We start from the raw sequence: 19,367 nt of genomic DNA on the forward strand, positions 1-19,367 counted from the left end.
CTCGGGGCGACCACCCGCGCCGGCTACTCGGCGGCCCTGAGCGGTTTGCCGTCGGCGTCGAGCCCTTCGGCGAAGCGGTCCGCGTCCTGCTCCAGCGCAAGGCCACTTTCCCTCAGCACGGCGCGCACATCGCCAAGGTTGGGCGCGCCGTCGCCCTCGGCGGCTTCGGGCCGGGTATCGAAATCCCAGACCAGATCGTCGATCTGCGCCTTGCGCGCGCGGCGGCCCAACGCGATGTCGCGCGCTGGGCGGCTGCCGCGCCCGAGCGCGAGCGCCGCGATGCCGCGCAGGGAGGCATAGGCGCCCGCCGAGGCCCAGACCCTGAGCGCCAGCATCGAGGGCGTGAACACCAGCGTGAGCACGGTGGCGATGCCGAGGCCGAAGACCACGGCGGTGGCGAGCTGCTTCCACCACAGCGCGGCGGGGGCGTCGATCGAGTAGCCGCCGCCGATGAAGTCGAGCGACAGGCCGAACATCATCGGCGCGAGGCCCGCCATGGTGGTGATCGTGGTGAGCAGCACCGGGCGGATCCGGTCTTCGGCGGTGCGCGCGATGGCCTCGGCGCGCGGCATGAACTTGGAATACTCCTGGTAGGTGTCGATCAGCACGATGTTGTTGTTCACCACGATCCCCGCGAGCGCGACAATGCCGGTGCCGGTCATCACGATCGAGAAGGGCTGGCCCATCACCATCATCCCGACCAGCACACCGGCGGTCGACAACACCACCGCGAGCAGCACAAGCACCGAATTGTAGACGCTGTTGAACTGCGCCAGCAGGATGATGAACATAAGGAATAGCGCCCCGGCGAAGGCCTGGCCGAGGAAGGCGGAGCTTTCGGCCTGCTCCTGCTGGTCGCCGGTCCATTCCCAGGCGATCCCGGCGGGCAGGGGGCTGGTTTCGAGCCAGTCGGTGATGGCCTCGATGCGCTCGGTCGGGGTCACCGGCGTGCTGGTATAGGTGCCCGGTTCGGCCGCGGCAATGATGGCGTCGGCCTCGGCGGCGGGCATCACCCGGCCGGGGCCATCCTCGCCTTCGCGCAGCACGACGAGATCGCTCGCCACGCCCGCCTTCACGTCGAAATACCGCATCTGGTCGACACGGTCGATCTGGGCGAGGGTGGGCACGGCGGTGCGGGTCACGAAGTTCGACAGCGGCACCAGCCCGTCATTGGTGCGCAGCTTGAGGCTGTCGAGGGTAGAGAGCACGCGGTCCTGCTCGGGCAGGCGGACGCGGATCTCGATTTCCTCGTCGGAGCTGTCGACGCGCATGGTATCGAGCAAAAGGCCGTTGGTGACGAGCTGAACCATGCCGCCGACGGTGGCGACGTTGGTGCCGTAGCGCCCGGCGGCGGCGACATCGACATCGAGCTGCCAGTCGACCCCGGGCAGGGGGCGGGTATCCTCGATCGCGGTGAGCCCCTCGGTGGAGTCGAAGCGCGTGCGGGCGGCTTCGGTCGCCGCCATCAGGCTGTCCCAGTCGTTGCCCTTGAGCCGCAGGTGGACGGGCTTGGCCGAGGCCGGACCCATGGCGACGGGCAGGATCTCGAAGCGCACGCCGGGAACCGTTTCGAGGCGGCGCTCGATCTCGTCGAGCACGTAGGAGCCGGCCCAGGTCGGGTCGACGGTGCGTTTCTCGTAGGGGATCAGGTCGAAGAACCTGGCGCGCTCCACCGTCACCGGGCGATCTTCCCAGGTGGCGAGCTCGATCTGCACCTGGCCGATCTGGTCGCGCGGGCCGGAGGCGCCGGCGGTGTTCTGGTTCAGGCCGCCCTCGCCGGCGAAGGCGAAGGCATTCATCACGCCGGGCGTTTCCAGCACCACGCGTTCGACCTCGGCCACCAGCGCGTCCTTTTCCTCGACCGAGAGGTTGCCGCGCGCCCGCACGTAAACGATCGCCTGTTCGGCCTCGATCTCGGCGAAGAACTCGACGCCGTTGTTGTTCTTGCCGTAGAGCACGAAGGTTCCGGCGACGAGGGCGAGCACGGCGGCGATGGTGACCACCGGCATCACCGGGTTGCCGGAGATGAACTTGATGAAGTGCCCGAACAGCGTGCGGCGGTAGCCCGACTTGATCCGCTTCGGCGCCCGGTGAATCTTCGCGGCGTCGATCAGAACCGTCGTGACCGTGGCCATCACCACGAAGCCGGCGATGCCGAGCAGCATCGCGGCGGTGGCGGGCAGGGGGTTGCCCTCGGCGAAGAGATAGTCGGGGTTGAACACCTGCATCGCGGCGAGGAAGAGCCCGTAGGCGGCCGGGATCACCAGCCCCGCGCGCACCACCCAGGGCAGCGGGCGCAGCACTTCGCTGGCATGGTCGAGCGCCCGGCTCCAGCGCCCGGCCACGCCGCCGACGATCGGCAGGTAGACCAGCGCCACGACGAGCGAGGCGCTGAGCACGAAGATCAGCGTTTTCGGCAGCATCTCCATGAACTCGCCGGCCACGCCGGGCCAGAACAGCATCGGCAGGAAGGCGCAGAGCGTGGTGGCGGTGGAACTGACGATGGGCCAGAACATCCGCTTGCCCGCCTCGACGTAGGAATGCATCGGGCCGACGCCTTCCTTGATCCGCTTGTCGGCGTATTCGACCACCACGATGGCGCCGTCGACGAGGATGCCCACCGCGAGGATCAGGCCGAACATCACGATGTTGTTCACCGCGTAGCCGAGCACCGCGAAGAGCGCGAAGGTGAGCAGGAAGGAGGTGGGAATGGCAAAGCCCACAAGCAGCGCCGAGCGCATCCCGAGGCTGGCCAGCACCACCACCATCACCAGCGCGATGGCGGTGATCACCGAGCCCTCGAGCTGGCTCACCATGCTCTCGACCTGGTAGGAGGAATCGTTCGAGAACTGCACCGTCACCGCGTCCTGCAGGGCCTCGGGCCACTCCGCCCGGGCGCTCTCCACGGCGCTGCGCACGAGGCCGGCCGATTCGATGATGTTGAAGCCCTTGCGCTTGACCACCTGCAGCGACACCGTGGTTTCGCCGTTGAACCGGGCGGTGCCGGCGCGGTCTTCGAAGGTGAGGCGGATATCGGCCAGGTCGCCGAGCGTGACCACCCGGTCGCCGTTGACCTTCACCGGCAGCGCGTAGATGTCGGAGACTTCGGAGAAGCTCGACGGAATCTTGACGGCGTTGGCGCCGCCGCTCGTCACCACTTCGCCGGCCGCGATCAGCTGGTTGTTCTGGGTGATGACGTCGATCAGCTCGCCGGCGGTGACGTTGTAGGCCTCCAGCCGCAGCGGGTCGATGGTGACCTCGACCATCTCGTCGCGGTAGCCGGTGAGCTTGGCCTCCAGCACCGCGTCGATGCCCTCGACCTCGCGCTGCAACTCCTGGGCAAGCTGCACCAGGCTGCGCTCGGGCACGTCGCCGGTAAGGTTGACGACCACGAAGGGGAACTCGGAGAAGTTGATCTCGTTGACCGAATACTTGTCGGCGCCTTCGGGAAACTTGGCCTCGACCGCGTTCATCGCGTCGCGCACGTCGGCGATGACCTTGGAGCGGTCCCAGCCGAACTCGAATTCCATCGCCACGCCGGCGTAGTTTTCCGCCGCGGTGCCGGTCATCTTCTTGAGAAAGTCGATGTCTGCCAGCTCGGTTTCCATCGGCTTGACCAGCAGGCGTTCGGAATCCTCGGCGGAAATGCCGGGGAAGGGCACCGAGACGAAGAGCGCGGGGATCTCGATATCCGGTTCGCCCTCCTTGGGCAGCCCGACGTAGGCGGCCGCCCCGGCGACCAGGGTCAGCACGATGAAGGCGATGATCATCCGCGCCCGGGAGGCGGCATAGTCGACGATGTGGCTCATGATCCGCCCTCCTGCATCGTGACCGCGATGGCCACGCCGTCGGTGACGTAGTTCTGGCCGACGACGATCACCCGCGCCACCTCGGGCAGGCCCGCAACCCAGACGCCCTCGGGGCTGTCGCGCAGAAGCTCCACCGGCGCGAAGCGGGCCACGTCGCCGTCGCCGTCCGCCACCGCGATCCGCACCCCGAGGCTGCCGGCGTCGTCGAGCGTGAGCGCGCTCTGCGGCAGGAGGTGCGCCATCCGCCCGGCGGCGCGCACGAGGATCTCGGCCGCCTGCCCGTCGCGGATCGAGAGATCGGGGTTGGCCACCTCGGCCTCGACGCGGAAGGTGCGGGTGGTGGGATCGGCCGAGCGCGACACGAAGGTGACCTGCCCCATCACTTCCCGCCCCGACGAAAGCCGCGCCCCGGCCATCGCCCCGATCTCGACGCGCTCGATGTCGACCTCGGAGACGAAGCCGACAAGGTGGATCGGGTCAAGATCGAGCACCCGGGCGCAGAGCGCGCCGGGCTGGAGCAGGCTGCCGAGCTCGGCTGTGTCGGTTTCGAGCACGCCGTCGAAGGGCGCGGTGATTCGGGTGCGTTCGATCTCGCGTTCGGCATTGGCGACGGCGGAGCGCGCGGCCTCGATCGCTGCCTCGGCGCTGGCCGCGCCACCCCTGGCGGCGGCAAGGACGGCCTCGGCCGTGCGCAGGGCGGCGCGCGCGGCGATCACCCGGGTCTCGGCGGCGAAGCCGCCCGAGGCCAGCGATTCGGTGTTGTTCAGGTTGGTTTCGGCCTCGTCGAGCCGGGCCTGCGCCTCGGCCACCCGCGCGCTTGCCGTGGGTGCGTTGGCCTGGGCTTCCGCGAGCCGCGCGCGGGCTTCGGCCAGCGCCTCGGCGCGGGTGCCCATGTCGATCTCGCAAAGCACGTCGCCGGTGGAGACCAGCGCGCCTTTCTGGATTGGCGCCGCCACGCTGCGCCCGGAGGTCTCGGCAAGCAGATCGACCGCGCGCACCGCCTCGGTGCGGCCGCGGATCACCACCGCGCTGTCGATCTCGCGCGCCGTGCTCTCGACGGCGATGACAGAAACGCCCCCGCCGGGCGCGGCCGCGGCGGTGGCCGTCTCGGCGGCCTCCTCGGCCAGTGTCGTCGTATCCGTCTGGTCGGTTTCGGCCGGGGCGAAGCCGGCGAATTCGCGCACCATGTCGCGTTCGAAAACGAGCATGAAAAGGACAATAGCCGCAAAGGTCGCGGTCAGGATCGGGATGATACGCATCGGTTCCCCATGTTCGGGCAATGCCCGCAGCAAACAACTGGCTCTGAGATAGGCGCTGGCAGCAGCGCCCTCAATACAAACTCTGTGTCTGATAGGCATATGTTGCGTGATCGGATCACTTTTTGCGCAACTCTTGGCAAAGAACACGGCTTCAGGCTAAAGAGGGGGCAAATCGCAGCCGGAGGCATGGCCCGTGAGCAACCCCGAATCCTTCATCGACGAGGTGACCGAAGAGGTCCGCCGCGACAAGCTGTATGGTCAGCTGAAGAAATACGGCTGGATCGGCGTGGTCGCGGTGCTGTTGCTCGTCGGCGGCGCCACGGTCAACGAATGGATCAAGGCGCGCGACCGGGCGGAGGCGGAGGCGACGGGCGATGCGATTCTCGCCGCCGTCGAACTGGACGATGCCGCCGCGCGCCTCGCCACGCTCGACGGCATCGACGCCGAGGGTGACCGCGCAGCACTGATCGCGCTGATCGCGGCGGCGGTGGCGGAAGACCCGCAGGAGGCCGACCGCAGGCTGCGCACGCTGGCCGAAGACGCCGGCCAGCCCGCGCTCTACCGCGATCTCGCCCAGCTCAAGCGCGCGCTCCTTCCCGGGGCGCTGGATGCCGAGGCGCGCGTCGAGGTGCTGACGCCGCTCACCGCGCCGGGCGGCGCGTTCCGGGTGCTGGCGGAGGAACAGATCGCGCTGGCCGAGATCGAGCTCGGCCGCACTGATGCGGCGCGGACACGGCTGGAAGCGCTTCTGAACGATACCGAGGCGAGCCAGCCCTTGCGTCGGCGCGTTTCGCAGTTGATTGTGGCATTGGGCGGCACGGCGCCCGGAGCCGCGCTCTGAGAGGGGCGCGGGAACGAGACAAAGCGTGGGGGGCAAGCGCGTGAAACAGACCAAGGCGATGCGGAACCTGATCATGGTATCCACGCTGGCGCTGGCAGTGGCCGGGTGTTCGCGCCCGGAACTGATCCTCGACGGCATGCGCGAGGATCCGCGCAGCCCGGGCTACGACACCACCGATGCCGGCGCCGTGGCGGCGGCCAGTGCGCGCGCCGCCGAGGCCGATGCCGCCTTCGTCAACCAGTCGCGCCCGGTTTCCCTCGGTGCGGCGCAGGCGATCGCTAGCTGGCCGCAGCGCGGCGCCAACGCGATGAACCGCCCGCCGCACGCGCAGCTCGCGGCCAACCCAGCGCCGGTCTGGTCGTCGAAGGCCGGCGCCGGCAACGAGCGCAAGTTCCGCATCACCGCCGAGCCGGTGGCCGATGCCGGGCGCGTCTTCACCATGGACAGCCACGCCAACGTCACCGCCCATGCCGTCGGCGGCGGCGTGCTGTGGAGCGCCGGGATCAATGCGCCCGGCGAGCGCGACGGCAGCGCCATGGGCGGCGGGCTCGCGCTCGGCGCGGGCAAACTCTTCGCCACCACCACGCAAGGCGAGCTGGTGGCGCTCGATCCGGCCTCGGGCCAGGTGCTGTGGCGCCAGAAGCTCGACGCGGCGGTGAACGGCGCGCCGACGGTGGCGGGCGGGCAGGTCTTCGTCACCTCCGCCGCATCGGTGGCCTACGCGATCAATGCCGACACCGGCCGGATCGCTTGGCGGCTCGCGGGCGTCGCGGCGCATGTCGGCGTCTCCGGCGTCGCCGCCCCGGCGGTATCCGGCAACACCGTTGTCTTCCCGATCGCCAACCAGAGCCTGGTGGCGGTCGATGTCACCGCGGGCGATGTGAAATGGATCGTGCGCGTGGCCGGCAACCGCGCCGGGAGCGCCCGCGCGGTGCTGTCCGCCTTCACCGGCGAGCCGGTGGTGGCCGATGGCGTGGTCTACGCTGCCACCGCCTCGGGACAGGCCGTGGCCGTGGGCCTGAACGACGGCCAGCTGCGCTGGGAAGCCGGCGAGGGCGCACAGGGCACGATGGCGGTCGCCGGCGACGCGGTGTTCTTCGTCACCGACGAGGCGAAGCTGGTCCGGCTTTCGGCGCGCGATGGGTCGAAGGTCTGGGAAGTGGCGCTGCCGCGCTACGAGAAGGCCGACAAGCCGCGCAAGCTCAAGTCGATCTGGCCCGCCTACGGGCCGGTGCTGGCGGGCGGGCGGCTCTGGATCGCCTCGGGCGATGGCATCCTGCGCGCCTTCAACCCGGCCGACGGTGCCGCCCTGGGCGCGAGCGAACTGCCCACCGGCGCGGCGAGCCGGCCGATCGTGGCCTCCGGCATGATGATGTTCATGGGCGAGAGCGGCGATCTGATCGGCTTGCGTTGATACGGGCGGGCTTTGGGTGTAAGCGGGCGCTCTGACGCCTGAGGACATGCCGATGAGTTTCACCCTCGCCATCGTGGGGCGGCCCAACGTGGGCAAGTCCACGCTCTTCAACCGCCTTGTAGGCAGACGCCTGGCGCTGGTCGACGACCAGCCGGGCGTGACACGCGATCTGCGCGAGGGCGAGGCCCGTCTCGGCGGGCTGCACTTCACCGTGATCGACACCGCCGGGCTCGAGGAGGCGACCGACGAGAGCCTGCAGGGCCGGATGCGCAAGCTCACCGAGCGGGCGGTGGAAATGGCCGATGCCTGCCTGTTCATGATCGACGCCCGCGCGGGGGTGCTGCCGACCGACGAGGTGTTTGCCGATATCCTGCGCCGCAAGAACGCCCACGTGATCCTCGCCGCCAACAAGGCCGAGGGCCGGGCGGGCGAATCGGGCCTGCTCGAGGCCTATTCGCTGGGCCTGGGCGAGCCGATCCAGCTCTCGGCCGAACATGGCGAGGGCATGGCCGAGCTGGCCGCCGCACTGGAACCGATCGCCGAGGAAATGGCCGAGCGCACCGCCCGGATCGAGGCCGAGGCGCCGGAAACGGACGTCGCGGTCAGCGACGACGATGCCGACGACGACGCCCCGCGCAAGCCGACCAGGGCGCGCCCGCTGCAGGTCGCGGTGGTGGGCCGGCCCAACGCCGGCAAGTCGACGCTGATCAACGCCCTGATCGGCGAGGAGCGGCTGCTCACCGGCCCCGAGGCGGGCATCACCCGCGACGCGATCTCGCTGAGCTTCGACTGGGCTGGCACGCCGACTCGCATCTTCGATACGGCGGGGATGAGGAAGCGCGCGAAAGTGCAGGAAAAGCTTGAAAAACTTTCCGTCGCCGATGGCCTGCGTGCGGTCAAGTTCGCCGAGGTCGTGGTGGTCCTGCTCGACGCCGCGATCCCGTTCGAAAGCCAGGATCTGCGCATCGCCGACCTCGCCGAGCGCGAGGGCCGCGCGGTGGTGGTGGCGGTCAACAAGTGGGACGCCGAGCCGGAGAAGAACGCCAAGCTCGCCGAGCTGCGCGAAGCCTTCGAACGGCTGCTGCCGCAGCTGCGCGGCGCGCCGCTGGTGACGGTTTCGGCCAAGACCGGCAAGGGGCTCGACCGGCTCCACACCGCCGTCCTGCGGGCACATGAAAAATGGAACATCCGCGTCTCCACCGCCCGGCTCAACCGCTGGCTCGAAGGCATGCTGGCGGCGCATCCGCCACCGGCGCCCGGTGGCCGGCGGATCCGGCTGCGCTACATGACGCAGGTCAAGAGCCGCCCGCCCGGCTTCGTCGTGATGTGCTCCCATCCAGAAAAGCTTCCCGAAAGCTATTCGCGCTACCTTATCAATGGCTTGCGCGATGATTTTGACATGCCGGGAACGCCGATCCGGCTCTACATGCGCTCCCAAGCCGACAAGAACCCCTACAAGGACAAGAAGAAGTCCACCCCCTCGCGGCTGCGCAAGCACCTCGGCAAGCCCAGCCCCAAGGCGAAGGGCTGACCCCGGGCTTCTTGGGTCGGCAAATACCTCGGGGGGTGAATTGGCCGCAGGCCAAGAGGGGGGCAGCGCCCCCCTTTCGCGTCGTCCCCGGCAAAGCCGGGGGCGACGCCTCAGTTCAGGTAGGTCATCGGGTCGACGCTGAGCGTGCCCTCGCGGACCTGGAAGTGCAGGAACGCCGGGTCGGCGGCGCGGACCTTGGCGAGCGCCTGGCCCTGGCTCACGCTGTCGCCCTTCTCGACCTGGATTTTGTCGATCCCGGCATAGACGGTCAGCAGGTTGCCGCTGTGGCGAATCACCAGGATCGGCACCTGGTCGGTGTCGCGGGTGATCGCGGCGACGGTGCCCGCGGCGGCGGCCCGCACCGTGCTGCCGGCGGGGGCGGAGATGTCGATGCCGTCGGTCTTGCCCTTCTGGAAGGCGCGCACCACCTTGCCGTCGACCGGCAGCGCCATGCGCGCGCCGGAGGCCGCGGTGCGGTTCTCGGCGAGGGCCGGCGAGGCCGGGGCGGCGGCCGGTGTCGCGGTTTCGTCGGTGTCTGGGAGCGGTGCGGCGGCGGATGGCGGCAGCGGCGTGGCCGAGCCGGTGCCGGGCGCCTCGGTGCCGCTGGCGAGCGCGGCGCTGCGTTCTTCGAGCACCACCGGGATCAGCAGGTATTGGCCCTCGCGCACCGAAAGCGCGCTGTCGAGGCTGTTCCACTCCGCCAGCGCCCGCACCGAAACGCCGTAGCGCCGGGCGATGGAATAGGCAGTTTCGCCGCGCGCGACCTGGTGGCGAACCGGTTCCGGGCCGGCGGTTCCGGTGGCCGGCGCGGGGGTGTCGGTGCCGACGCGGTCGAGCGCGGAGCCGGCAAGCGTGGTGACGTCGATCGTGCCGGCGGCGGTGGCCGATCCGGGCGTTGCGGCGGTGCCGCCGCCGACCCGGGCGGGCAGGGCGAGGATCTCGCCGCCGCGCAGCGGGGTTTCGGGCGGCAACCCGTTGTAGCGGCCGAGCTGGTTCGCGCCGAAGCCGAGGCGCGCCGCCATCTGGCCGACGGTTTCGCCCTCGCGCGCCACCGCGACGTCATAGGTCGGGTAGGAGATCACGCCGCGGCCATCCGGCTGCGGCTTGGCGGCGATCCGCGCCTCGCGGGCCGCATCGGCGGTGGTGAAGCCGCCGGCGAGCCCGCGCAGGTCGAAGTCGAGGTCGTTCAGCCCGTCGCCGCCGCCGGTGCAACCGGCCAGCGCCAGCAGCGACACGGAGACGAGCCCCATGCGCGCGTTTCGAATGGTTGGAAAAATCATGCTCTCGTCCTCTCGCGGCCCGCCCCGGGGCCTTGTCTTGCTTTACGTGCCCTTGGCCTGCCCCGGGCGGTCTGCTGCCGCCTTGCGGGTGCCTGCCGGCGTCCCTCGTTCACATCGTCACCGTTCCCGCGCGCTCAGCCCAGGCCCTCCAGCAGGGGCACGAAGCGCACCGGCATCAGCTCCTGGTAGTCGTAACCCTCCGCCCGTCGCGTCACCTTGATCAGCGTCTGCACCGCGTCGGACTGGCCCACCGGCAGCACCATGATACCCCCGATCGCCATCTGAGCCAAGAGTGGCCCCGGCGGGTCTTCGGCGGCGGCGGTCACGATGATCCGGTCGAACGGGGCCTGTTCGGGCAGGCCGTGGCTGCCGTCGCCGACGATCACGGTGATATTGTGCAGCCCCATCTCGTCGAACAGCGCCCGCGCCTCGCGCACCAGCGCGCGGTGGCGGTCGACGGTGTAGACCCGGCGCGCGAGCTTGGCGAGGATCGCGGCCTGGTAGCCCGAGCCGGTGCCCACTTCGAGCACCTTCGATTTCGGTTGCACGTCGAGCGCCTGTGTCATCAGCCCCACCACCGAGGGCTGGCTGATGGTCTGGCCCGAGGCGATCGGCAGCGGCATGTCCTCGTAGGCGCGGTCTTCGAAGATGCCCTTGACGAAGCGCCCCCGGTCAACCGCCTCCATCGCCGCCAGCACGCGGGCGTTGGTCACCCCCTTCGAACGCAGCGCGAAGAGGAACTGCATCTTGCGTTCCGCCTCGGTGAGCGGGGGCGTGGTCATGAAAAGATCCCGCCAAGCTCCGCGAGGCGGTCATGCGCGGTGAAATCGGCCCGCATCGGCGTGACCGAGACATAGCCCTCGAGGTTGGCCACGGCGTCGGTGCCGGGCAGCGTGGGGGTGTGCTGCGGGCCGCCCTTGACCCAGAGAAAGCGCCGCCCCGAGGGCGAGTTGGTCGCCTCGGTGGAAAAGAAGGCATCGCGCCGCCAGCCCTGCGCGGTGGCGCGCACGCCCTTCACCTCCGCGCCCGGAACGGGCGGAAAATTGACGCTGTAGAACAATTGGTAATCGGCGCTCTCGTCCCACGGCGCGCGCTCGACGAGGGCGCGCACCACCGCCGCGCCATGCACCCGCGCGGCTTCGAAGATATCCTCGCGCTCAATGATCCGGGGGCCGAGGAACTGGCTCAGCGCGATCGCCGGGAGGCCCTGCAGCGCTGCCTCTAGCGCAGCGCCGATGGTGCCGGAATAGAGCGTGTTCTCGGCCGCGTTGTTGCCCCGGTTCACGCCGGAGAGCACGAGGTCGGGCCGCCCCGGCATCGCGTCGCCGAGGGCCGCCAGCACGCAATCGGCGGGGGTGCCTTCGGCGGCGTAGCGGCGCGGCGCCAGCTCCGCCAGCATCATCGGTTTGGAATAGCTGATGCAATGGCCCACGCCGGATTGCTCGAAGGCGGGCGCGACGGTCCAGACCTCGCCTTCGGGCCCGGCGATCTCGGCGGCGATCTCCTCGAGCGCCTTGAGCCCCGGCGCGTTGATACCGTCGTCGTTGGTGATGAGAATGCGCATCTGTCCGTCCTTGCTTCGCCCCTCAATAGGCGAGGGGCGCGGGCGGGGCAAGCGGCGCCTGACCCGGCTGCGCGCGGGCGCAAAACCTGCGTTTTGCGCCGACGAAATCGGTGGCGGATTTCGCGCCGGTTTCCGAGCGGAAACCGCGCCCGCTCAGGCGAGAAGATCGGGCAGGAAGCGGGCGGCTTCCTCGGCGGGCGGGGTGAGGCCCGCGCGGTCTTCGGACGGGAAGAAGCGCGCGCGCATCGCGGTGGCGAGCGGGCGCGGTTCGAGGATTTTCACCACCGGGCCGATCTTGCCGGCTTCGTTCCGCCAGCTTTCGGCCAGCGCCATCTGCGCCGCCTTGGTGGCGCCGTAGCCGCCGAAGAACTTCTCGCCGGCGTGGTCGTCGCGGAAGAACGCCGCCCGGCCGGTCTCGCCCAGCAGCGGCGCGACATAGGCGATCAGCCGCGCGGTGGCCTCGACGTTGACCTTGAGCGATTTCTCGAGGTCGGCCTCCTGCAGCGCGAGGTGATGCGTCGGGGTGAGTTGCATCGCCTCGATCGCGGTATGCGCCCAGATATCCACCGCGCCCCAGCGGTCGAAGATGGCGCGGCAGAGCTGCGCCATGGCGTCGCCGTTGGTGATGTCCATCGGCGCCAGCGTGGCCTCGCCGCCGGCGGCCTTGATCCGGTCGTCCACCTCCTCGAGCGCGCCGGTGGTGCGGGCCACGGCGACGATGTGATGGGTGGGCGCCAGGGCGACGGCGAGCGCGGCGCCGAGGCCGCGCGATGCGCCGGTGATGAGAGCGATCTTTTCCATGCCGCCTATCTGCGCCGTCGCCGCCGCCCGGTCAAGGGCAGCCGGCGCCGGGCGGCGCCCGCCAACCGCGGTTGACGCAGGTCATGGCCCGGCGCGGCGGCGATCCGCTAGGCTCGGGGCATGGCGCCACCCGCGCCGCATCAAGAAAGGGGGGAACACATGCCACGCCTTTTCACCGGTCCCGCGCTTGCCTTGGCGACGCTGCTCGCGGCGGCCGCGCCGGTCGTTGCCGATGTTTCCGTCCGCGCCGCCGGGGCCGGGCAGTATTTCGACGAATTGCGCTATTGGGCCAGCTCGGTTCTGCCGCCGCAATCGGGCAATTCCTACGGGGTGGAAAACCTGTTCGACGGCTCCGACCGCACCGCCTGGTGCGAGGGCGTTGCAGGCAACGGCGCCGGCGAGCGCATCACCGTGAGCTTCGGCGGATCGGCGATGCCGCTTCGGCTGCTGGTCAAGAACGGCTACGCCAAGAGCGCCGATGTCTACTTCAACAACGCCCGCCCGCGCAGCGTCGAGATCCGCACCTCGGCCGGCGCAGCCTGGCGCACCCAGCTTGCCGACACCACCTCGTGGCAATCGCTGACGCTGCCGGACGACTGGGTGGACTGGGTGTCGCTCACCATCGTCGACGTCTACCCGGGCGCGAAATGGACCGATACCTGCGTCACCGCGCTGCAAGTCGATTTCGAAGGTTATTGAGCTTCTGCCGCGCCGATCTCGGTCAGCCGCGCGGCGACGATCTCGCGCACCAGCGCGTCGGGCAGCGGGTGCTCGGGGGTGAAGCGCAGCGTGCCTTTGGAGGTGGAGAAGCCGGCCAGCCGGTCTTCGAGCCGGGCGAGCAGGTCTCCCTCGAAGACGTAAAGCCCAAGATGCGCCTTCATCGCGGCGTAACCGAGGAGGATCCTGCCCTTTCCAGGGCCGGCGCGGAAGGCGGGGATGCCGTAGGCGAAGACCTCGCGCGCCTGCGGCGCGGCGGCCGCGATCTGGCCGCGCAGGGCTTCGAGCGCCGCGCGCTGGTCCGGCGGCAGGGTGGCGAGATAGGCGTCGTGGCTGTCGAAATCGCTCATCGCGCGCGCCCTCTGGCCTCGCGTTGCCGCGGCAAGCGGTCTTGCGCCCGCCGCGCAGCTTGCCTCCCGGGGGCTTACATCGAGAACGAGGTGCCGCAGCCGCAGGAACTGGTGGCGTTGGGGTTTTCGATCACGAAGCGCGCGCCGATCAGCTCCTCGGTGAAGTCGATCACCGCGTTCGACAGGAAGGGCAGCGAAACCTCGTCGATCACCACGCGTTCATGGCCATCGCTGCTTTCGAACACCACGTCGCCGTCGGTCGGGTCGTCGAGCGAGATATCGTATTGAAAGCCCGAGCAACCGCCGCCTTCGACGGCGACGCGCAGGGCCTTTCCGCTGTCGCCCGCGCCGATCTCGGCAAGACGGGTGAAGGCGCGGTCGGTCACTTTCGGGGGAAGCTGCAGATCCATGGCATCCTCGGTTTCATCTGTTCGCAGGTTTGAATATATGGATAGCATAGCAGCGCGGCAACCACCGCCGCGAAAAGGGAGCGCCATGCTGGCCACATTCGCCTGCACCCCGGCCGAAACGCGCGGCCGGCTATTCGCGGAGGACGAGAGCGCCTTCCGCTCGCCGTTCCAGCGCGATCGCGACCGGATCATCCATTCCTCGGCCTTCCGCCGCCTCAAGCACAAGACGCAGGTCTTCGTCGAACATGAGGGCGATTACTACCGCACCCGGCTGACCCATTCGATCGAGGTGGCGCAGGTGGCGCGCACCATCGCCGGCGCGCTGGGGTTCAACGAATACCTCACCGAGGCGGTGGCACTGGCGCATGACCTCGGCCACACCCCCTTCGGCCATACCGGCGAAGACGCGCTCGACGCGCTGATGAAACCTTATGGCGGCTTCGACCACAACGCCCAGGCGCTGAAGATCGTCACCTCGCTGGAACGCCATTATGCCGAGTGGGACGGGTTGAACCTGACCTGGGAAACCCTTGAAGGCATTGCCAAACACAACGGCCCGGTGACCCGTCCCGGCGGCGATGACCCGGCCACCGGCGATCTGCCCTTCGCGCTGACCGACTACAACGCCCGCCACGATCTGGAACTGCACACCCATGCCGGCGGCGAGGCGCAGGTGGCCGCGCTTGCCGACGATATCGCTTACAACAACCACGACTTGCACGACGGGCTGCGCGCGGGGCTGTTCACGGTCGACGAGATCCGCGCCCTGCCGATCGTCGGCCCGGCCTTCGCGGCGGTCGACACGAAATACCCCGGGCTGGAGGAAAGCCGCCGCCGCCACGAGGCGCTGCGCCGGGTGTTCGGGGTGATGGTGGAGGACGTGCTGGTCACCTCGCGCCGGCACCTGCAGGCGCTCAACCCGGCCTCGGCGCAGGCGATCCGCGACGCGGGCGCGCCGGTGATCCGGTTCTCGGACCACCTGTGGCGCGACCTCCAGCAGATCCGCGCCTTCCTGTTTGCCCGGATGTACCGCGCGCCCGCCGTGCTGGAAATGCGCCAGCGGGTGACGAAGGTGATCGAGGAGTTGTTCCCGCTGTTCCTCGCCGACACCACGCTCCTGCCGCCCGAATGGCGCGAGGACGTGGCGCGCGCGCGCGACGAGATCGCGCTGGCGCGGATCGTCGGCGACTACATCGCCGGTATGACCGACCGCTTCGCGCTCGAAACCCACGCGCGGCTGTTGGGCTAGGCGCGGTTTCCGTGCGGAAACCGCCCCGTTTTCCGCACGGAAAACGATCCGAATTCCGTACGGAATTCGCCGCCGTCCGCCCGGGGCGTTGACCTTCGCGGGGGGTGTGCTAGACCGCGCCTATCCCCGCAGAGGTGAGAAAGATGAACCTGTTTGCCGATATTCGTGGCCTCGTGATCGTGGCGCTTGACGAGCTGGTGGCCGAGGGCGTGCTGCCCGCGGGCCTGGCCTACGATGCCGTGACGGTCGAGCCGCCGCGCGACGCCGCGCATGGCGACATGGCCACCAATGCCGCGATGGTGCTGGCCAAGCCCGCCGGCCGCAAGCCGCGCGACATCGCCGAGGCGCTGGCCGAAAAGCTGGTGGCCGACGCGCGCGTGGTGCTGGCTTCGGTGGCGGGGCCGGGGTTCATCAACATCGACCTTGCGCCGGATGTCTGGGCCGGGCTCGTTTCGGCCGTCCTGCAGGATGCCGAATACGGCCGCAGCGCGCTGGGGCAGGGGCAGAAGGTCAACGTCGAATACGTCTCGGCCAATCCGACCGGGCCGCTGCACGTCGGCCACACCCGGGGCGCGGTGTTCGGCGATGCGCTGGCGTCGCTGCTGGAATACGCCGGCCACGAGGTGACGCGGGAATACTACATCAACGACGGCGGCGCGCAGGTCGACGTGCTGGCGCGCTCGGCCTACGAGCGCTACCGCGAGGCACTCGGTCACGCGCCGGAGATCGAGGAAGGACTCTATCCGGGCGATTATCTCGTGCCGGTGGGCGAGGCGCTGGCGGCGGAGGTGGGCGACCGGTGGCTCGACCAGCCCGAGGCGGTCTGGCTCGCCGAGCTGCGCGATTTCGCGATCGAGAAGATGATGGAGATGATCCGCGAGGATCTCGCCGCGCTCGGCGTGAAGATGGATGTGTTCTTCTCCGAAAAGTCGCTCTACGGCACCGGGTTGATCGAGGCCGCGATCGAGAGCCTGCGCAGCAAGGGCCTGATCTACAAGGGCGTGCTGGAGCCGCCCAAGGGCAAGGTGCCGGAGGACTGGGAGCCGCGCGAGCAGACGCTGTTCCGGTCGACCGAACATGGCGACGACGTGGACCGGCCGATCATGAAGTCGGACGGAGCCTGGACCTATTTTGCCCCCGATATCGCCTATCATTACGACAAGATTTCAAGGGGTTACGACCAGCTGATCGACGTCTTCGGGGCCGATCACGGCGGTTACGTGAAGCGCATGAAGGCGGCCGTGGCGGCGCTCAGCGACGGCCGCGTGCCGCTCGATATCAAGCTCACCCAACTGGTGAAGCTCTACAAGAACGGCGAGCCGTTCAAGATGTCGAAGCGCGCGGGCAATTTCGTCACCCTGCGCGACGTGGTCGAGGCGGTGGGCAAGGACGTGACCCGCTTCCACATGCTCACCCGCAAGAACGACGCGCCGCTCGATTTCGACTTCGACAAGGTGCTGGAGCAGAGCCGCGACAACCCGGTGTTCTACGTGCAATACGCCTCCGCCCGGATCCACTCGGTGCTGCGCAAGGCGGCCGAATTGGGCGTGGAGCACGCCACCCTGCCGCGGGTCGAGGACGACGCCGAGCTGGCGGTGGCGAAAAAGCTCGCCGAATGGCCCCGCCTCGTCGAGATCGCCGCGCGCGGGCACGAACCGCACCGCATCGCCTTCTACCTCTACGATCTCGCCTCGGCCTTCCACGCGCTGTGGAACAAGGGCAATGATGCGGCCGGACTCAGATTTGTCCAGGAGGGTGACCGGGATGCAACAGCGGCGAAAATCCTGTTGCCGAAAGCCGTTTCCGTTGTGATTTCCGCAGGCCTTGGTATTCTTGGTGTCACCCCGGCCGAGGAGATGCGCTGACCACAAGGCGTGCACGGGCCGGAGTTCGAGGCAACACGAGAACCGGCGGGAGCGCCCCGAACGCTTGAACGCCGGGCGGAGCAGGCAGATGTCAGACGCACCTTGGAGCGGCAGCCATGCCGCCTACCCGCAGGAGTCCTACCCCTACCAGCAGCACAGGCAGCACCGACCGGCACCGGGCCACTACGGCTCGCCCTACGTGCACCCCGCCCATGGCGGGCCGGCGCCCGAGCCGCGGTTTCACGACCAGCCGGCCCAGCCGGGCCCGGAGGGCGGCGATGGCGGCGCGCCCGAGGGTGTCGGTTCGGCGTTTGGCCGGGCGCTGCATGGCGTCGGGGCCCTGCTGTCGCTGGCGCTGATCGCCGGGCTTGCGGTCTGGGGCTACCAGCTGGCGATGCGCGACGTGACCGGGGTTCCGGTGGTGCGCGCTCTGGAAGGGCCGATGCGGATCCAGCCGGAAGAGCCGGGCGGGGTCGCGGCGGCGCACCAGGGGCTCGCGGTCAACACCGTTGCCGCCGAGGGGCAGGCGGAAGGCCCGGCCGACCAGGTGGCGCTGGCCCCCGGTCCGCTCGCGCTCGCCGAGGAGGATGCACCGGCGCGCGTCGGCGCGGCGGCGGCCGAGGTTTCGGCGCTGCGCGAGGCCGAGCGCGACGATGCACCCGAGCCCGATCTCGCCGCCGAAAACGTGTCGCTCTCCCCGACCGAAGCGATGGATGAAACCGACACCGACGATGCCACCGCCGCCGCGCTGGCGATGGCCGAGGCCGCCTCCGCCGGGGCGGCGCCGCTTTCGGGCGAGGAAACAGATCTCGCGATCGAGCCCGAGGCCGAAGCGCGCCTTGCCGCGGCCACGATCCCGGCCAGCGTGCCCGGCGTGTCGCGCAGTCCGCGCCCGGCGCCCCGGCCGAACGAGATCGTGGCCCGCGCCGCCGCCTCGCCGGTCGAGATCGCGCTGGCCTCGGCGAGCGCCGCCGCCGGTCGGTCGGTGCGCGAGGTCGATGCCGGGGCGGTGCCGGTGGGCACGCCGCTCGTCCAGCTTGGCGCCTACGAGAGCGCCGAGGTCGCCCGCGGCGAATGGCGCCGGATCGCGGGCCGGTTCCCCGATTTCCTCGACGGCAAGGACAGGGTGATCGAGAAGGCGCAATCGGGCGGCAAGACCTTCTACCGGCTGCGCGCGATGGGCTTCGAGGAAGTCGCCGATACCCGCCATTTCTGCGCCGCGCTTTCCGCGGGGCAGGCGGAATGTATCCCGGTCGTGACCCGGTGAGCGGGCAGGGCGCCTTCATCTTCGGATGCGCCGGCCCCCGGCTCACGCGCGATGAGCGCGCCTTCTTCCGGACGACGGCCCCCTGGGGCTTCATCCTGTTTTCGCGCAACGTCGAAGACCCCGAGCAACTGCGCTGGCTCACCACCGAGTTGCGCGAGGCGGCGGGGCGCGACGTGCCGATCTTCATCGACCAGGAGGGCGGGCGCGTGGCGCGGCTCACGCCGCCGCACTGGCGCGCCTGGCTCGCACCGCTCGACCAGGTGGCGCAGAACCGCCGCCACGCCGCGCGGGCGATGCAGATCCGCTACCGGCTGATCGCCGACGAGCTGCACCGCGTCGGGATCGACGGCAACTGCGCCCCGGTGCTCGACCTCGCCCAGCCCGACACCCACCCGATCCTGCGCAACCGCTGCTACGGCGACGACGTCGTGCAGGTGGCCGAGATCGCCGCCGCCGCCGCCGAGGGGCTGATTTCCGGCGGCGTGCTGCCGGTGATCAAGCATATCCCCGGACATGGCCGCGCCACCGCCGACAGCCACCTCGAACTGCCGCGGGTGACGGCGAAGGAAAAGGTGTTGCGGGTTTCGGATTTTCTCGCTTTCCAGGCGGTGGCCGGCCTGCCGATCGCGATGACGGCGCACGTGGTCTACGAGGCGATCGACCCCGACCGTCCGGCCACAACGTCGCCGCGCATGATCGAGATCATCCGCGAAACCATCGGCTTTTCGGGGCTGTTGATGAGCGACGACGTCTCGATGCAGGCCCTCAGCGGGTCGGTGGCCGCGCGCAGCCGCGCCGCGCTCGACGCCGGCTGCGACCTCGTCTTGCACTGCAATGGCGAGATCGCCGAGATGGAGGCGATCGCGAGCGAGGCGGGCGGCATGAGCCCGCCGGCGCAGGCCCGCGCCGATGCCGCGCTCGGCTGGCGCGCCGCCCCCGTCCCCGTTGACATTGCCGCGCTCGAAGCCGAGTTTGAGGCCCTGATGACCGGTGCGGTGTAGGGGCCTTCC

General features: G+C 69.7%; 16 protein-coding genes. 8 read left to right on the plus strand and 8 right to left on the minus strand.

Going from position 1 to position 19,367, the window contains the following annotated elements:
- Window positions 1-23: 23 nt before the first annotated feature.
- Together IEW01_RS06025 and IEW01_RS06030 are read right to left on the minus strand one after the other, a co-directional pair.
- Window positions 24-3,809, minus strand: coding sequence for an efflux RND transporter permease subunit (locus tag IEW01_RS06025; protein WP_188526732.1), 3,786 nt, complete (start codon window positions 3,807-3,809; stop codon window positions 24-26).
- Entirely contained in the window at window positions 3,806-5,017 is a 1,212-nt protein-coding gene (locus IEW01_RS06030; protein WP_308418943.1) for an efflux RND transporter periplasmic adaptor subunit, read from the minus strand. The genes IEW01_RS06025 and IEW01_RS06030 overlap by 4 nt, the downstream gene beginning before the upstream one ends.
- Window positions 5,018-5,261: 244 nt before the next feature.
- Between IEW01_RS06030 and IEW01_RS06035 the strand changes: the two genes are divergently transcribed.
- From IEW01_RS06035 to der, 3 genes are read left to right on the plus strand one after another with little or no spacing between them, the layout of a single operon-like run.
- Window positions 5,262-5,909: a hypothetical protein gene (locus IEW01_RS06035; RefSeq protein ID WP_188526734.1), complete on the plus strand. Its 648-nt coding sequence runs from the start codon at window positions 5,262-5,264 to the stop codon at window positions 5,907-5,909.
- Window positions 5,910-5,949: 40 nt separating this feature from the next.
- Window positions 5,950-7,323, plus strand: coding sequence for a PQQ-like beta-propeller repeat protein (locus IEW01_RS06040; protein WP_188526735.1), 1,374 nt, complete (start codon window positions 5,950-5,952; stop codon window positions 7,321-7,323).
- Window positions 7,324-7,375: 52 nt separating this feature from the next.
- The gene (der, locus tag IEW01_RS06045) at window positions 7,376-8,854 is read left to right on the plus strand and encodes a ribosome biogenesis GTPase Der (protein ID WP_188526736.1); all 1,479 of its coding nucleotides are present in this window, start codon (window positions 7,376-7,378) and stop codon (window positions 8,852-8,854) included.
- Window positions 8,855-8,964: 110 nt separating this feature from the next.
- Here der and IEW01_RS06050 read toward each other — a convergent pair whose 3' ends face one another.
- From IEW01_RS06050 to IEW01_RS06065, 4 genes are all read right to left on the minus strand, one after another.
- Complete coding sequence (locus tag IEW01_RS06050) at window positions 8,965-10,134, minus strand: M23 family metallopeptidase (RefSeq protein WP_188526737.1); 1,170 nt, start codon at window positions 10,132-10,134, stop codon at window positions 8,965-8,967.
- Window positions 10,135-10,268: 134 nt separating this feature from the next.
- The gene (locus IEW01_RS06055) at window positions 10,269-10,916 is read right to left on the minus strand and encodes a protein-L-isoaspartate(D-aspartate) O-methyltransferase (RefSeq protein ID WP_188526738.1); all 648 of its coding nucleotides are present in this window, start codon (window positions 10,914-10,916) and stop codon (window positions 10,269-10,271) included.
- Window positions 10,913-11,698, minus strand: a complete 786-nt coding sequence (gene surE / locus IEW01_RS06060; protein WP_188526739.1) for a 5'/3'-nucleotidase SurE — start codon at window positions 11,696-11,698, stop codon at window positions 10,913-10,915. Before surE ends, IEW01_RS06055 begins: the two co-directional genes overlap by 4 nt.
- Before the next feature lie 153 nt (window positions 11,699-11,851).
- Window positions 11,852-12,499, minus strand: a complete 648-nt coding sequence (locus IEW01_RS06065; protein ID WP_188526740.1) for an SDR family NAD(P)-dependent oxidoreductase — start codon at window positions 12,497-12,499, stop codon at window positions 11,852-11,854.
- A 159-nt stretch (window positions 12,500-12,658) separates the two neighbouring features.
- On the opposite strand from IEW01_RS06065, the gene IEW01_RS06070 reads away from it, so the two are divergent.
- Complete coding sequence (locus IEW01_RS06070) at window positions 12,659-13,198, plus strand: NADase-type glycan-binding domain-containing protein (RefSeq protein WP_188526741.1); 540 nt, start codon at window positions 12,659-12,661, stop codon at window positions 13,196-13,198.
- On the opposite strand, the gene IEW01_RS06075 is transcribed toward IEW01_RS06070, so the two are convergent.
- Both IEW01_RS06075 and IEW01_RS06080 read right to left on the minus strand, forming a co-directional pair.
- The gene (locus IEW01_RS06075; RefSeq protein ID WP_188526742.1) at window positions 13,192-13,566 is read right to left on the minus strand and encodes an iron chaperone; all 375 of its coding nucleotides are present in this window, start codon (window positions 13,564-13,566) and stop codon (window positions 13,192-13,194) included. The genes IEW01_RS06070 and IEW01_RS06075 overlap by 7 nt on opposite strands.
- Before the next feature lie 74 nt (window positions 13,567-13,640).
- Window positions 13,641-13,970, minus strand: a complete 330-nt coding sequence (locus IEW01_RS06080) for a HesB/IscA family protein (protein WP_188527383.1) — start codon at window positions 13,968-13,970, stop codon at window positions 13,641-13,643.
- 91 nt (window positions 13,971-14,061) lie between these two features.
- On the opposite strand from IEW01_RS06080, the gene IEW01_RS06085 reads away from it, so the two are divergent.
- The 4 genes from IEW01_RS06085 (at window position 14,062) to nagZ (ending at window position 19,358) form a co-directional block, all read left to right on the plus strand.
- The gene (locus IEW01_RS06085) at window positions 14,062-15,225 is read left to right on the plus strand and encodes a deoxyguanosinetriphosphate triphosphohydrolase (protein ID WP_188526743.1); all 1,164 of its coding nucleotides are present in this window, start codon (window positions 14,062-14,064) and stop codon (window positions 15,223-15,225) included.
- Between the two features lie 143 nt (window positions 15,226-15,368).
- Entirely contained in the window at window positions 15,369-17,090 is a 1,722-nt protein-coding gene (argS, locus tag IEW01_RS06090; RefSeq protein WP_188526744.1) for an arginine--tRNA ligase, read from the plus strand.
- A gap of 88 nt (window positions 17,091-17,178) precedes the next feature.
- The gene (locus tag IEW01_RS06095) at window positions 17,179-18,357 is read left to right on the plus strand and encodes an SPOR domain-containing protein (RefSeq protein ID WP_229738114.1); all 1,179 of its coding nucleotides are present in this window, start codon (window positions 17,179-17,181) and stop codon (window positions 18,355-18,357) included.
- Window positions 18,333-19,358 carry a beta-N-acetylhexosaminidase gene (nagZ, locus tag IEW01_RS06100; protein WP_188526745.1) on the plus strand — a complete coding sequence of 342 codons (1,026 nt, stop codon included), beginning with the start codon at window positions 18,333-18,335 and terminating at the stop codon, window positions 19,356-19,358. Before IEW01_RS06095 ends, nagZ begins: the two co-directional genes overlap by 25 nt.
- Window positions 19,359-19,367: the final 9 nt, after the last annotated feature.

The organism is Sinisalibacter lacisalsi, assembly GCF_014640115.1.
Lineage (GTDB): Bacteria > Pseudomonadota > Alphaproteobacteria > Rhodobacterales > Rhodobacteraceae > Sinisalibacter > Sinisalibacter lacisalsi.

What these genes read in the sequence shown, in the direction of transcription:
- argS (WP_188526744.1), top strand. Translation starts at nt 15,369, where the DNA reads ATGAACCTGTTTGCCGATATTCGTGGCCTCGTGATCGTGGCGCTTGAC.
- IEW01_RS06055 (WP_188526738.1), bottom strand. Translation starts at nt 10,916, where the DNA reads ATGACCACGCCCCCGCTCACCGAGGCGGAACGCAAGATGCAGTTCCTC.
- IEW01_RS06075 (WP_188526742.1), bottom strand. Translation starts at nt 13,566, where the DNA reads ATGAGCGATTTCGACAGCCACGACGCCTATCTCGCCACCCTGCCGCCG.
- surE (WP_188526739.1), bottom strand. Translation starts at nt 11,698, where the DNA reads ATGCGCATTCTCATCACCAACGACGACGGTATCAACGCGCCGGGGCTC.
- IEW01_RS06070 (WP_188526741.1), top strand. Translation starts at nt 12,659, where the DNA reads ATGCCACGCCTTTTCACCGGTCCCGCGCTTGCCTTGGCGACGCTGCTC.
- IEW01_RS06065 (WP_188526740.1), bottom strand. Translation starts at nt 12,499, where the DNA reads ATGGAAAAGATCGCTCTCATCACCGGCGCATCGCGCGGCCTCGGCGCC.
- IEW01_RS06095 (WP_229738114.1), top strand. Translation starts at nt 17,179, where the DNA reads ATGTCAGACGCACCTTGGAGCGGCAGCCATGCCGCCTACCCGCAGGAG.
- IEW01_RS06050 (WP_188526737.1), bottom strand. Translation starts at nt 10,134, where the DNA reads ATGATTTTTCCAACCATTCGAAACGCGCGCATGGGGCTCGTCTCCGTG.
- nagZ (WP_188526745.1), top strand. Translation starts at nt 18,333, where the DNA reads ATGTATCCCGGTCGTGACCCGGTGAGCGGGCAGGGCGCCTTCATCTTC.
- IEW01_RS06030 (WP_308418943.1), bottom strand. Translation starts at nt 5,017, where the DNA reads ATGCTCGTTTTCGAACGCGACATGGTGCGCGAATTCGCCGGCTTCGCC.
- IEW01_RS06085 (WP_188526743.1), top strand. Translation starts at nt 14,062, where the DNA reads ATGCTGGCCACATTCGCCTGCACCCCGGCCGAAACGCGCGGCCGGCTA.
- IEW01_RS06025 (WP_188526732.1), bottom strand. Translation starts at nt 3,809, where the DNA reads ATGAGCCACATCGTCGACTATGCCGCCTCCCGGGCGCGGATGATCATC.
- der (WP_188526736.1), top strand. Translation starts at nt 7,376, where the DNA reads ATGAGTTTCACCCTCGCCATCGTGGGGCGGCCCAACGTGGGCAAGTCC.